This is a genomic window from Collinsella tanakaei, from assembly GCF_021531055.1.
Taxonomy (GTDB): domain Bacteria; phylum Actinomycetota; class Coriobacteriia; order Coriobacteriales; family Coriobacteriaceae; genus Collinsella; species Collinsella tanakaei_B.
The window spans coordinates 353,677-367,887 of record NZ_JADYTL010000001.1; the positions used below are offsets into that span (position 1 = coordinate 353,677).

The 14,211-nt window shown below is 64.8% G+C and carries 11 protein-coding genes; 2 read left to right on the forward strand and 9 right to left on the reverse strand.

Annotation, left to right across the window (positions count from 1 at the left end):
• Nucleotides 1-54: 54 nt before the first annotated feature.
• Nucleotides 55-1,302, reverse strand: a complete 1,248-nt coding sequence (locus I6E04_RS01590) for a M20 metallopeptidase family protein (RefSeq protein ID WP_235421400.1) — start codon at nt 1,300-1,302, stop codon at nt 55-57.
• Nucleotides 1,303-1,556: 254 nt separating this feature from the next.
• Here I6E04_RS01590 and I6E04_RS01595 point away from each other — a divergent pair, with 254 nt between their 5' ends.
• Nucleotides 1,557-3,185, forward strand: coding sequence for an amidohydrolase (locus I6E04_RS01595; RefSeq protein WP_235421401.1), 1,629 nt, complete (start codon nt 1,557-1,559; stop codon nt 3,183-3,185).
• 453 nt (nt 3,186-3,638) lie between these two features.
• On the opposite strand, the gene pstB is transcribed toward I6E04_RS01595, so the two are convergent.
• The 7 genes from pstB to rpsA all read right to left on the reverse strand — a co-directional run bounded on the left by pstB (nt 3,639) and on the right by rpsA (nt 11,290).
• On the reverse strand, nt 3,639-4,475 hold the full coding sequence (gene pstB / locus I6E04_RS01600) for a phosphate ABC transporter ATP-binding protein PstB (protein WP_235421402.1): 837 nt from the start codon (nt 4,473-4,475) through the stop codon (nt 3,639-3,641).
• Nucleotides 4,472-5,398 carry a phosphate ABC transporter permease PstA gene (gene pstA / locus I6E04_RS01605; RefSeq protein WP_235421403.1) on the reverse strand — a complete coding sequence of 309 codons (927 nt, stop codon included), beginning with the start codon at nt 5,396-5,398 and terminating at the stop codon, nt 4,472-4,474. Before pstA ends, pstB begins: the two co-directional genes overlap by 4 nt.
• Nucleotides 5,391-6,302: a phosphate ABC transporter permease subunit PstC gene (pstC, locus tag I6E04_RS01610; protein WP_235421404.1), complete on the reverse strand. Its 912-nt coding sequence runs from the start codon at nt 6,300-6,302 to the stop codon at nt 5,391-5,393. The genes pstA and pstC overlap by 8 nt, the downstream gene beginning before the upstream one ends.
• A 57-nt stretch (nt 6,303-6,359) precedes the next feature.
• The gene (locus tag I6E04_RS01615) at nt 6,360-7,301 is read right to left on the reverse strand and encodes a phosphate ABC transporter substrate-binding protein (protein ID WP_235421405.1); all 942 of its coding nucleotides are present in this window, start codon (nt 7,299-7,301) and stop codon (nt 6,360-6,362) included.
• A gap of 531 nt (nt 7,302-7,832) precedes the next feature.
• Nucleotides 7,833-9,245 (reverse strand): Sapep family Mn(2+)-dependent dipeptidase, encoded by a 1,413-nt coding sequence (locus I6E04_RS01620; RefSeq protein WP_235421406.1) that lies wholly within the window; start codon nt 9,243-9,245, stop codon nt 7,833-7,835.
• A gap of 34 nt (nt 9,246-9,279) precedes the next feature.
• Nucleotides 9,280-9,969 (reverse strand): HAD hydrolase-like protein, encoded by a 690-nt coding sequence (locus tag I6E04_RS01625; RefSeq protein ID WP_235421407.1) that lies wholly within the window; start codon nt 9,967-9,969, stop codon nt 9,280-9,282.
• A gap of 160 nt (nt 9,970-10,129) precedes the next feature.
• Nucleotides 10,130-11,290 (reverse strand): 30S ribosomal protein S1, encoded by a 1,161-nt coding sequence (rpsA, locus tag I6E04_RS01630; protein ID WP_235421408.1) that lies wholly within the window; start codon nt 11,288-11,290, stop codon nt 10,130-10,132.
• Nucleotides 11,291-11,666: 376 nt separating this feature from the next.
• On the opposite strand from rpsA, the gene I6E04_RS01635 reads away from it, so the two are divergent.
• Nucleotides 11,667-12,443, forward strand: a complete 777-nt coding sequence (locus I6E04_RS01635) for an HAD family hydrolase (protein WP_235421409.1) — start codon at nt 11,667-11,669, stop codon at nt 12,441-12,443.
• 391 nt (nt 12,444-12,834) lie between these two features.
• Here I6E04_RS01635 and I6E04_RS01640 read toward each other — a convergent pair whose 3' ends face one another.
• Nucleotides 12,835-14,154 (reverse strand): L-cysteine desulfidase family protein, encoded by a 1,320-nt coding sequence (locus I6E04_RS01640; RefSeq protein ID WP_235421410.1) that lies wholly within the window; start codon nt 14,152-14,154, stop codon nt 12,835-12,837.
• Between the last annotated feature and the right edge of the window lie 57 nt (nt 14,155-14,211).

The window sequence follows — 14,211 nt, forward strand, 5'->3', positions numbered from 1 at the left end:
CCTTTCCCGATGTGATGGGGGCGACGCAGGGTTACGCCCCTCGAATCGTCGAACCTAGGCGTCGTCGCCCGACAGCCATGTGAACGCGCAGGCGACATGCATCGCCGCGCCCATCCAAAAGACGCTCTCGTCGAGCACCATGTGCGGGTTGTGGTGCGGAGCCGCATCCGCGCTCCCTGCACCGAGCTGCGCGAACACGCTGGGTACCGCCTCGGATACGTAGGAGAAATCCTCCGTTACCGGCATGGGCGCATCGCGGGACACGCGATCCGCACCCGCCACCGCCTCCAGCGCCGGCACGAGGCACGCCGCCAGCTGCGGATCCGTATAGGTGCACGGACAGCTGAACGTGGCGAGCTCGCAGGCCGTACGCCACGCATGGGCGTAATCCTCGATGATCTGCGGCAGCCGCTCGAGCGCGTGCGCGCGGGCCTTGACGTCGAAGCTCCTCATGCCGAACTGCAGCTCGGCGGTATCGGGCAGCACGTTGGGAACCGTTCCGGCGTGCATGGTCCCGCACGACAGCGTGATCGAGGCCGACGGATCGATCTCGCGCGTCATGAAAAGGTTCGCCGCCTGGTAGATCTGATTGGCGACCATGAGCGGATCGATGCATTGCTGCGGCGCGGAGGTATGGCCGCCGCGCCCCTGGATGCGCACACCGAGCGTGTCGAGCGAGGCGCTCGCGACGCCGGGCGAATACGTGACGCGCCCCGTCGGCGCGTTCGCGATGATATGCAGCGCGAAGGCGACGTCGACGTGCGGGGCCTCCAGCACGCCGTCGTCGATCATGGTCTTGGATCCATATCCGAGCTCCTCGCCCGGCTGGAACATGAGCTTCACGGTGCCCGGAAGCTCGTCCTCATGACGCTTGAGGACGCGCGCCGCGGCGAGCAGCATCGCCGCATGGGCGTCGTGGCCGCACATGTGGCTGCAGGAGCGCGTCGAGCGGAACGGCAGGTCGTTATCCTCGACGATGGGCAGCGCATCCATATCGGCGCGCAGCAGGATGCAGGGTCCGCCCTGTCCGATCGTCGCCACGACACCGGTCGACTCGGTGATGCCGTGATAACCGAGACGCTCGTAGCGCTCGGTGATCTGGGGCTCGACGACACCGCACGGGCGCCACGGGATACCCAGCTCGTCGAGGCGCGCCGTGACGAACGCGCGGGTTTCCGGCAGGCTCATGCCCACCTCGGGGATCTGATGGAGGGCTCGCCGGTCGGCGACGATATCTTCTTGCAGCGCTCGAGCCTCGTCGATGAGGCGATCGAGGACATCTGCGAACTCGTATCGGTTCATGTCATACCTTTCCGTCGTGCGGGCGCGCGGGCGCACCGCACCGAGACGTATCCACCGATGGTAGCACGCTTTTTCGATAGCGTATCCACGATAATGCATATATTCGGCAGGTGTTAACGTGAAGAGACCTGATTATGAATCAATTTGATCCATAGTTGCATACCGTCATTCCGCCGAATACCCGACGCCCGCCCGCCCCCACCGCGCGATTTGGACTATGCTTGTGACGGACGGCAGATCGCAAAGGAGCGCATATGGACAGCAGCAAACCGATTCGCATCGAGCACGCGGCGATCCTCACGGAGGACCCGTCGAACCCCCATGCGGACACCATGGTCATCGACGGCGAGCGCATCGCCTGGGTCGGTTGGGCCGACGAACTTCCGCAGACCTACGCCGGTGACGCATGCGAGGCCGTCGATATGGACGGCACGCGCGTCATACCCGGATTCATCGACGCGCACATGCACGCGGTCATGCTCGCCGACTACAGCCGCCAGATCTCGGCGTTGCCGCCGGCGATCAACTCGATCGCCGAGCTCATCGAGGCGATCCGTGAACAGCGCGCCCACCAGGACGCCGATACGTGGATCCATGGCTGGGGCTACGACGAGGCCCTGCTCGCCGAGGGCCGCTCCCCCAACCGCTACGACCTCGATACCGCCAGCGACGGAGCGCCCGTGTGCATGATGCGCACCTGCGGGCACATCCGCTGCGTCAACAGCCGCGCCCTCGAGATCGCCGGCATCACGCGCGACACGCCCGACCCCGAAGGCGGGCAGATCGAGCGCGACGAGAACGGCGAACCCACCGGTGTGCTCAAGGAGACCGCACGCGACCTCGTCACGCCGTTCATCCCGCGCGCCAGCGAGCAGGATACCGTCACGGGACTCGTGGATTTGGGGCACCTGCTCGCCTCGCAGGGCATCGTCGCCGCGACCGACATGTGCACGCTCGACGGCACCGACGCCCAGCCGCTGCTCGCCAAGGCTGCGGAGGCCGGGCTTGCACAGGACATGGCGACCTACATACTGTGGGATTACGTGAAGGACGACCCGACCTACGCGATCGCGCCCAAGCAGCAGGACCGCTCGCGGCAGCTGTTCTGCGCGGGCATCAAGCTGCTCACCGACGGCAGCGTGTCGGGTAAGACGGCATGGTTCGACACGCCCTACCTTGGCAGCGAACCCGCCGACGCGGACGCCTGCGGCTTTCCCACCTGCACCGAAGAAGAACTCGACGACGCGATCGCCTTCTGCGAGGCGAATCGCTGCCAGCTGTCGCTGCACGCCATGGGGACCCGTGCCATCGATCGCGTGCTCGACCATGCCGCGGGCCACGCGCCGTGGTGCGACGGCACCTACCCGCACGTGCGCATCGAGCACGTCACCGCACCGTCGCCCCGCGCGATCCGGACGCTCGTCGACACCGGCATCGGCGTGGTCACGCAGCCGATCTTCGCGTACGCCGAGATCGGGACCTACCTCGCCAACCTCGGCATCGATCGAACGCGCACGTGCTATCCGTTCCGCACGATGCTCGACGCCGGCGTGAACCTGTGCATCTCCACCGATGCCCCCGCCACCTCGTGGGCGGTGCCATCCGATCCCTTCCCCAACATCAAGTCCGCCGTCACGCGGCACGCGTACAACGGAGTTGATTTCGGCCAGGACGAGCGCCTGAGCATCGAGGAGGCCATCGCGCTGTACACGCGCGAGGCGGCGCGGATGGTCGGCTTCGAGGGTTTGGGCATGCTGCGTGCGGGCTATAAGGCGAGCTTCGCGGTGCTCGACCGCGACATCCTCGCCGTACCGGCCGACGAACTCGACCGCGTGCAGGTCGTCTGCACCTACATCCGCGGCAAGAAGGCCTTCGAACGCTGACGAGAGACTCCATGGACGGTCCGCAGCGCCCCGCGCAGAGCGCTGCGGACGGGCGGATTCGATAGATACCGTTTACGGTTCGGTTTTGAGGGCACCTGTCGAGTACAACGAACCTTCAGTCTATAAGATCCGCTGGTAGCAAGGCTATCGGTTTTTCTTCTACTTGGCAGGTCCCGCTAAAACCGAACCGTAAACACCGCAGCCGATCTCCCACCCCACTTCGGGCATGCAGACAGACCGTTTTGGCCGATATGGGCGCGGCGCTCCCGTTACAGCCTGAGCCAGTCGGCTCTTTTAGGGTCGAACGGAACACGACCCCAACCAACCCATCGCACAAGCGACGCAAAGACGGCGGCGGCCCGATCGATCGGACCGCCGCCGCTGCATGGGAATCCGCACCGGATGGTACACGCTGCACCGGACCTCCCGGCGGGTCAGGGGAAACCGGAACCGCTACGAGAACATACCGGTCAGGTAGTCGTTCAGGCGCTTGTCGTTGGGACGCTGGAAGATCTGGTCGGTCTCGCCGTACTCCACCATGTCGCCCATGTAGAAGAAGGCGGTACGGTTGGAAACGCGTGAGGCCTGTTCCATGTTGTGGGTAACGATGACGATGGCGCGGTCGGCCACGATGCTCGTCATGAGGTCCTCGATCGCGAGCGTGGAAATCGGGTCGAGCGCCGAACAGGGCTCGTCGAACAGGATCACGTCCGGGTTCATGGCAAGCGTGCGCGCGATGCACAGACGCTGCTGCTGGCCGCCGGACAGGGCGAACGCGCTTTGATCGAGCTTGTCTTTGACCTCGTCCCACAGCGCCGCACCGCGAAGACTCTCCTCGACCATCTGGTCGAGCGTTGCCTTGTCCTTGATGCCGTGGCGCTTGGGCGCGAACGTGATGTTCTCGCGGATGGACTTGTGGAAGGGGTTCGGCTGCTGGAACACCATACCGATGGAACGGCGCAGCTCGTAGAGGTTCTCCTTGGTCGTGTTGATGTTGCGACCCTGGTAGAGGATCTCGCCCTCCACGCGGCAGCCGCGGATCTCGCGGTTCATGAGGTTCAGGCTGCGCAGATAGGTGGACTTGCCGCAGCCGGACGGTCCGATGAGCGCGGTGATCTCGCCTTTGTGGAACTTCAGGCTCGTGTCGTGCAGCGCATGGTGGTCGCCGTAGTACACGTTGACGTCGCGGGTCTCGAGCACGACCTCGTCGGAGATGGCGACACCGGCGGTGCGCTTGGAGATCTCGCTCGAACCGACGCTTTTGAGGAACTGATCGGTCTCGTTCGTCATTCGGCAGTCATCCTCCTTGCGAGCGCCTTGCCGGCGATGCGCGACAGCACATTGAACAGCAACACGCAGATCATCAGAAGCGCGGCGGTACCCCAGACGATGTGCTGGGCCTCCGGGCTGCCCTCGCCGTAGATCTTGTAGATGTGCACGGCGAGCGACTCGCCCGGACGGAAGATGTTCCACGCGCAGGTCGGGCTGGCAAAGTTGAGCGAGAAGAAGTTCAGACGCGCGGGCGACGACATGCCGGAGGTGAACAGCAGGGCCGCAGCCTCGCCGAACACGCGGCCGGCCGACAGCACCACACCGGTCACGATGGCGGGCATAGCCGCCGGGATCAGCACGTGCAGGGTGGTCTCCCAGCGCGTCAGGCCCATCGCCAGACACGCATCGCGCTGGCTTGCCGGAACATCCTCGAGCGCCTGCTGGATCACGCGGGTGAGAATCGGGATGTTGAACATCGTGAGCGCGATAGCGCCCGAGATGAGCGAGTAGCCCCAACCGAAGTTCACCGAGAACATGAGGAAGCCGAACATACCGACCACGATAGAGGGCAGGCTGGAGAGCGTCTCGATCGCCGTCGAGGCGATCTTGGTGATCGGGCCCTCCGGCGCGTACTCGACGAGGAACACCGCACCGCCGAGACTGATGGGCAGCGAGATGATCAGTGTCAAGATCAGCAGGTAGAAGGAGTCGAACAGCTGATAGGCGATGCCGCCCTCGGTGCCGTTGGCACGCGCCGCCTCGGTGAGGAAGCCGGGCTGCAGCAGCTGGCCGAAGCCCTGCGCCAGGATGTAGAGGACCATCGACACGACGATGACCATGACGAGCCCCACGATGAGCGTGAGGATGCCGGTGGCGATCCGGTCGTTGCGCATGGAGCGCTTGATGCGGGCGTTTTGCGCCTCGACGGTGAGGTTAGCCACGGGACTTCGCCCCCTTCGCACCGATGAGATGGATGATCATGATGAAGATGAGGGACATGCCCATGAGCAACAGGCCGAGCGACCACAGGACGTCGTTTTGGACCGAGCCGGTGGCGTAGACCGCCATGGAGGTCGTGAGCGTCGTGGTGATGGTCGACGCGGAGTCGAGCAGGCCCTCGGGCATGGCCTCGACGCCGCCGATGACCATGCGGACGGCGAGCGTCTCGCCAAAGGCGCGGGTCATGCCCAGGATGACCGCGGTCATGAGCGAGGGCGTTGCGCTCTTGAGGACGACGTGCCAGATGGTCTGCCAACGCGTGTAACCGAGCGCCAGCGAGCCGTTGCGGTAGCCGTCGGGCACGGCGCGCAGGGCGTCGATGGACAGCGTGGTGATCGTGGGCAGGATCATGAGGGCGAGCACGATCGAGCCGGGCAGGATGCCCAGACCCAGATCGACGTTGAAGATCGCGCGCATGGCGCCGACGATCACGTGGAAGCCGATGAGGCCGAACACGACGGAGGGAATGCCCACCAACAGCTCGATAAGCGGCTGGAAGTACTTCTGGCCGAACTTAGGCTGGATCTCGACCACGAATATGGCGGCACCGATGGCGATGGGCACCGCGATGATCGTCGAGATCACCGTCACGGCAAACGACGTCACGATCAGCGGAAGCGCACCGGTGAACGGCAGACCGGTCTCCTCGTTCGTGTTGGCGAGGTTCCAGGTCGTACCCGTGAAGAACTCTACAATGTTTACGCCATCCTTGTAGAAGGTGGACAGACCACGCTGGGCGACCATGAAGATGAGCGCCACAACGACAAGTGTCACGAGCGCGACGCAGGCGCCCGTGACACTCAAGCCTACCTTCTCAAGGCTGCGCTTCGGCATCTGCTTTGCCATAACGCACCTTTCGAACAGTTCTAGCTACAGGGCGAGATCCGATGGGAACCGGATCGGCTACTCCTTGGGAGTGACGTTGCCCTCGGCGTCCTTGACGACGGTCATGGAGGACACGGGGATGAAGCCCTGCTCCTCGACGAGCGAGCCCTGGACATCGTCGGACAGCATGTACTCGAGGAACGCCGTGGTGGCCTCGTCGGCGTCGTTCTTGCAGTACATGTGCTCGGTCGCCCAGATGGGGAAGTCGTTGGTGGCGACGTTCTCGCTCGTCGGCTCGACGCCGTTGACCTTGATGGCCTTGAACTTGGTGTCGTCGAAGTGCGAGAAGTCGAGGTAGGAGATCGCGTTGTCGGTGGAACCGATCTGGGTCACGACGTCACCGGACTTGTCGAGCTCGGCCTCGCCCTTGAAGGTGGACTCGGGCTCGCCGGCGCCGAAGACCGCAGCCTCGAAGGTCGCGCGGGTGCCGGAACCGGACTTGCGGTTCATGACGTAGATGTCGGCATCCTCGCCGCCGACCTCGGACCAGTTGGTGATCTCGCCGGAGAAGATACCCTTGAGCTGCTCGAGGGTCAGATCGTCGACGGTGACGTTCAGGGAGACGACCGGGCCCATGCCCACGACGGCGACCTCATGGTCGACGAGGTCGGCGCACTGGTCGGCCTCGAGCTTGGTCTCGGCGAAGACGTCGGAGTTGCCGATGGTCACGGTGCCGTCGGCCACGGCGGTAAGACCCGTGCCCGAGCCGTTGCCCGAGCCGGTGATGGAGACGTCGGGGTTCTCGCTCATGAACTGCTCGGCGGCAGCCTCGACGAGAGCCTGGAAGGAAGAGGCGCCGTCGTAGGTGACGGTACCGACGAGCGAGGAGCCCTCAGCGGCAGCGGAGCCGGCAGCCGTGGTGCCACCACCGCCGCAACCGGCGAGGCCGAGGCCCGCGACGGCAGCGATGCCACCGGCGAGACCGAGGAACTGACGACGAGAGCAAGCGTAGTCGAACATGGTTCTCCTTTCGCGAACACTGCGATTCGCACAAGCTTTGCGAACGGTCATGCAGACCCGTCCGCGTTTCCGCTACGTACTCTATCGCGCGCCCGTCGCCGGCTCCTGCTCGTTTACGTCTTATTACGATGCTCTGACCGACCATTACCGTCGGATTTCCGCCACCTTACAGCCTCCTTACAAACAGGCGCTGATGTTATTTCACCCCAGGGGTTTTGTCGCACCGGGCGGCCTTGAGGCCGCCCGGTGCGACAAAACCCCTGGGGTGAAATTACATCATCCTGTTTACGGTTCGGTTTTAGGCGGCATACCTGAGTAGAGAGGTGTCCGAGCTTAGCAGACCCGCAGGTAACAAAGCCGCCGATTTCCAGTCTACTCGGCAGGATCCCGCAAAACCGAACCATAAACGCGATTGCGCGCAGCGGCTCGAAACAAAACGGCTCACCCATCCTAAAACGTCCCGAAAAACGCGGGGCGGAGGCGCGAAATCTATCGCACCCCCGCTCCGAACGAAATGCAAAGAAGCGTGACCTACAGCTCCACGTCCATCAGCCGCACGACCGATAGCGTGTAAATCTTGAGCGCCTCCTTGAGCAGCGCTTCGTTGGCGCACTCGTTGGGGCCGTGCATGGGACCGCCCCATGCCGGCAGCTCCAGGTCGTTGTCCTCCGGTCCGAACGACACCGCACGGGCGAAGTTGCGCGCATACGTGCCGCCGCCCATGGAGATCGGATACGCGGGCTTGCCGGTCACCTCGTGATAGGTCGAAAGCAGCGTCTGGACCGCCGGATGGTCGGCCGAGATCGAGAACGGCACCTTATCGTGGTCGACGGTCAACTGCGCCCCGAAGCGCTCAGCGACCTCGCGGCACGTGCGCTCGAGGGTCTCCTCCGTCGTGCTATCGGGGAAGCGCACATCGATCGTCTGACGGATGCGGCCATCGGCGACCTCGACGGTGCCGCCGTTGAGCGTCAACGGACCGAACGCCGGGCTCTCGCATGCGATCCCCAGGCTCTCCCCCGCCGTATCGGCATGGATGATCGCCATGAGATCCAAAAACGGCTTCTCGGGCTCGGCAACGAGATCGGCCTCGCGCAGATACGCGAGCACGAGCCCGATGGCGTTGATCGTGCCCTCGGGCAGCGATGCGTGACCGCCGATGCCGTGCGCCACGATGCGCGTCCTTCCGGCCTCGACCGCCTCGAGCGTCAGACGGTCGGCGTTGGCGACGGGCGCCGGGCAGTCGGCGATGTCGACCGCGATCTCGCAGATCGACTCGGCGGGAATGGCGTTCGTGGCCTCGGCGCCGCTCCACGACAGAATGCGGCCGCCCTCGATCGGCGCACTCGCAAACGTCGCACCGAACTGCCCCTTCTCGGCGTTGCCCAAGGGGAACTCCGCATCGGGCGTGAACAGGAAGGCCGGGTCGTCATGGCCGTCGAGGTAGTGATGGACGTCGGTCATGCCCGTCTCCTCGTCGCAGCCGAGCAGCGCACGGAAGGTGTAGCGCGGCACGTCGTAGAGGCGCTTTAGGAAAGCGCCGGCGTACAGGGCGAGCACCGCGGGCCCTTTGTCGTCGATCACACCGCGGCCGAGTAGCCAGCCGTCGCGGCGCACGCAGGTGAACGGATCGGTGTTCCAACCGGGACCGGCCGGCACCACATCCACATGCGCGATGGTCGCCACCTGCGTGTCGCTGGCACCGGGGATATCGGCGATGCCCACGTAACCCTCGTCGTCGCTCACCTCGTAGCCGAGCTTCGCGGCGATATAGAGCGCACAGTCGAGTGCATCGCGCACGGGCGCGCCGAACGGCGAGCCGGGGGTACCGGCGGAGGCGTCGGCGACCGACGGGTGCTCCACCAGGCGCGCGATGTCGGCGACGACGTCCTCCCAGACCTCGTCGACGTAGACGTCGACTTGGGATTCGAGCGTGTTGTCCATAGGTACTCCTCACGTACGACGTGGTAAAACCGGATTATGCGAGCGCGACCCCGAGCGCTGTGGCGAGCTCGGGGATGCCGTGACAGATCACATCGGCCCCGGCCTGCTCGTGCTCGCCGGGTTTGGCCGTGCCGGTGTACACCGCGATACAGGGGACGCCGCAGGCATGGGCGCCCTGCGTGTCATGCTTGCGGTCGCCGACCATCACGGCGCTACCGGGGTCGACGTCCAGCTGACGCAGCGCCTCGCGGATGGAATCCGCCTTGGTATCGCGGCCGGGTTCGAGCCTGCCGACGATGGTCTCGAAGGGCGGCAGGTCGAGCGCTCCGATCATGTCGAGGGCCATGGACTCCAGACGCGAGGTCGCCACCGCGATCCTGGTCCCACGCTCGCTGAGCGCACGGAGCAGCTCCGGGATTCCCGGAAGCGGTGGATAATCCTCGGGTCGGACCTCGACGTCGAACAGCGCGCGGTACTCGTTGGTGATGGCGATCGCCTCGTCGAGATCGACCCCGCACAGGTTCATGAAGCCATCGAACAGCGGCGGTCCGATCAGGCTCGTCAGATCGCCGAGCGCATCCACGTCGTAGCCACGGCGCTCGAGCGCCTTGCGGGCCGTGCGAACGATCGCGCGGCTCGTGTCAGCGATGGTCCCATCGAAGTCGAACAGCACGACCGGACGATCGGCCAGATGGAGCGCGTCAGCGCCTGCCGTCTCCGCCATCAGTGCCCCCCCCTTTCAAGAAAACTCACATGCCCGTACATCATACGCCATCGGAGCGCACGAGATGAAGCGCGCGATCGCGCACATACCGCAAACCCCGATCGGCAAGAAAAAGGCCCCTGCATGGCAGGGGCCTTGTGCGAATCCATGATCGCGGAGCCTACTCGGCGTCCTCGTCCTTCTTCTCGGAAGGAAGCGGGGTGACCTCGATCTCGACGCCGAGGGTCTCGGCGGCGGACTTCATCGACAGGCTGATGCGACGACGGTCGAGGTCGATCTCCATGACCTTGACCTGGACCTTGGCGCCGACGTGGGTGACCTGCGAAGGCTGGTCGACGTGCTTGTTGGCCATCTCGGAGATGTGCACGAGGCCCTCGATGCCCTCACCGAGGTCGACAAAGGCGCCGAACGGCACGAGCTTGGTGACGGTGCCCTCGACGATGGCGCCCACGGGGTACTTCTTGACGAGCGCACGCCACGGATCCTCGGTGGTCTGCTTGAGACCGAGGGAGATGCGCTCGCGGTTGAGGTCGACATCCAGAACCTCGACCTCGACCTCCTGGCCGACCTTGACGACCTCGGAGGGGTGGTTGACGTGGTTCCAGGAGAGCTCGGAGATGTGGATCAGGCCGTCGATGCCACCCAGGTCCACGAAGGCGCCGAAGTCCACGATGGAGGAAACGGTGCCCTTGAGGCGCATACCGCTCTTGAGCTTGGAGAGGATCTCGGTGCGCTCGGCCTTGCGGGACTCCTCGAGCACCACGCGGCGGGACAGCACGACGTTGTTGCGGTTGCGGTCCATCTCGATGACGCGGGCCTCGATGGAGGTGTGCAGATAGGAGCTGAGGTCCTTGACGCGACGGAGGTCGACCAGCGACGCGGGCAGGAAGCCGCGCAGGCCGATGTCGAGGATAAGACCGCCCTTGACGACCTCGATGACCTCGCCCTCGACGTTCTCGCCGGCGTTGAACTTCTCCTCGATGCGGTTCCAGGCGCGCTCGTACTCGGCACGCTTCTTGGAGAGCACGAGGCGGCCGTCCTTGTCCTCCTTCTGAAGGACGAGGGCCTCGATGGGATCGCCCAGCGAGACGATGTCTGCAGGGTTGGCATCCTTGCGGATGGAGAGCTCGCGGACGGGGATGACGCCCTCGGACTTGAAGCCGATGTCCACGAGGACCTCGTCATGCTCGATCTTGACGACAGTGCCGTTGACCAGATCGCCCTCGTCGAACTCGGTGATCGTGCCGTCGATGAGGTTGTTCATCTCCTCCTCGTTGACATCATCGAGGGAGAAAATGGACGAGTTCTGAATCTCACTCAAAGGTGGACCCCTTTCGAACTACGGGGCCCCGATCGCTGACCTGCAGATTGCACGTCTGGGCACCGCCCGTTCCGTGCGCATCGTTTGGAACTTCTCGGGAGCCGACAGATACGGATGTGAAGCATTTGCATTCACGTTCGTCTAAACTACATGGAATCGCATCGTTTTTCAAGCGCCCACACCGATTTTTACGTAAGCGGTACGAAAAGAATCCGCAAACTTTCCTTGTCCGCAGCTCGGGCAGGCGGTCGCGGTGCCTCGTGACGAAACCGTAAGGCATGAGGACCGATTCCACTGCGTCGGATGGGTATAAGCTCATCCAACCGGCAACGGGTCGGCAACGTGGGAACACGCGAACGTGAACAGGAGGTGCACCGTGCTGAAAGCCGTCGTCTTCGACATGGACTCGACGCTGCTCGATATCAACCTGAGCGCATTCGTGGCGGTGCTCGCCAAAGAGGAGGCGTCGCTGCTCGCCGACATCGGGCGCAAGAACCCGCTCTCCATGTTCGCCGCCTACACCGCCGCGCTGTTCGAGCTCAACCGCGCCGACCGCGACAACGAGGGCACCAACCGGGAGCTGTTCGATTCGATCATCGAGCGCCGCGGCGGCGTCATGCTCGCCGACCCCGTCATCGCCGATGCGCTCGCGTTCTTCGAGCGCGAGGTGCTCCCCCATCGCAACGACGCCATCATCGGGGCGAAACCCATGCCGGGCGGACGCGAGGCGCTCTCGTGCGTGCTCGACCGCGGGCTTCGTATCGCGCTGCTCACCAACCCGTGCTTCGGCGAGGCGTGCATCGGTTGCCGCATGGGATGGGCGAACATCCAGGACATGCCATTCGAGCTCGTGACCACCATGGAGAACACGCGCCGCAGCAAGCCGAGCCCCACGTACTACCGCGACGCACTCGACGCGATGGGGCTCGCACCCGACGAGGTCCTCATGGTGGGCAACGACCCGCGACGCGACTTCCCCGATCCCGATATCGGCCTGCAGACCGCGTTCGTGGGCCGCGGCACCCCGGTGCGCGCCACCTGGTGCGGTTCCATGGCGGACTTCGCCGCGAGCTTCGACGAAATCGAGGAGCGCTTTTACGAGCGGCGCGATAAGCGGCTGCTCGAGGTCGTGCAGAACGTCAACCGCACATGATATGTGCGACCCGCACACTCTTTGAACGAAGCGCGCACCGGCGAACCGACAAAATGCGACATGAACACACCCCTGAGAACGTTCATCCCGCCGACGGGTTACAAAATGGAGCTTTTTCTAGTTAGAAAACCTATGAAGTCGGCGTCGGCAGCCCTTCGTTTGCACCGCGAGCGCCCGCTCGGAGGCGCTCATGCCCGGCCATCCCCTCGACATGAGCGAAATACGGCCAAAACGACACAACGCATTTTGGTATATAGCGCCCTCTGAGCGCCAACTCAACTAGAAACCGTTTGTTTTTGGCACCGCCGCGCACAACGAACGAAAACGGCGTCGCGCCGGCGCGCATGCAGCGCACCAGCGCGGCAACAACATGCACCGATACCGCGCGATCCTACACGCGCGTCTTGCCGATCATGATGTTCAGGATCTCGACGTCGGTCGGCTTCATGCCCACGCGGCCGACGTAGCCCATCGAGGCGATGGTCTCCTCGACGGTGCCCTGCACCAGACCCTCGCCCGCACGGAACCCGCGCCCTGCCATGGCCATGTCCTTGCCGAGGATCGCCGCGTCCACGGCGGCCGAGATCTTGGCGGCGCAGCTCGGCTTGGCGCCGTCGCAGACGATACCACCGACATTGCCCAAGGTGTTGACGATCGTGGCGCCGATCTGCTCGGGCGTGCCGCCGCTCATCCAGCAGATGGCGGCACCCGCGCCGCACGCGGCGCACACGACGCCGCAAAACGCCGACAGTGCCCCGATATAGCCCTTGACATGCGCCGCGACCAGGTCGGACAGGGCGACGGCACGCAGCAGCCGCTCATGGTCGACACCCAGCCGCTCGGCGTACTCCATCACCGGCAGGCACGCGGTGATGCCCTGGTTGCCCGAACCGCATACGATGACCACCGGCAGCGCGCAGCCGCTCATGCGGGCGTCGGAGCCGGCGGCGGCGCGGGCGCGGGCGCGGCAGGCGGCGTCGTGCTCACGGGTCTCCATGAGCGTGCGGCCGACCTCGGCGCCCCACGCGTTGTCCAGGCCCTCGCGCGAGATGGCATCGTTGTAGGCGACCTGCCGCTCGAGCACCTCGCGCGCGGCATCGATGTCGCCGCTCTCGGCGAAGCTGATGATGGCATCGATCTTGAGCTGCTCGTAGGCGGGGTTGGCCTCGTGCTCCTGCATCGCCGGGTCGAGCTCGCGCGAACCCTCGACCGTCTCGTCGTCGAGCGCGCGGTACACCACGTCGGTGTGATGCTCGGCGATGACGACCTCGGAAGTGTGGCCGCCCGCATGCGCGCGAACCTTGATGTACAGGTTGGGAACATCCTCCACGAGCGACACCTCGCAGAAGGCGGGGTCGGAAAGCAGCTCACGCGCACGGGCGATATGCTCGGACGTCACGGATTCGAGCACCTCGAGGGCGCTGCCCGCGTTGCCGCCCACCGCGCCCAAGGTCGCCGCGGCCTCGATGCCGTGCATGCCGTCGGAGTTGGGCACCGTCACGCTCTTGACGTTCTTGACGATGTTGCCCGAGCAGCCTACCTCGAGATGCTCGGGTTCGGCACCGAGCGTCTCGCGTGCGAGCGCCGCGGCATAGGCGACCGAGATGGGCTCGGTGCAGCCGAGCGCGCAGACGAGCTCCTCGTTCAGCACCTCGCACAGGGCGCGGTCGCGGACCTCGGCGCAAAACGGAGCGGCGGGCGTCTGGGGCATATCGTCCTCCTCGGGATCATGTATTCATTGCCGCATCCATTGTATTCATTTTTGACA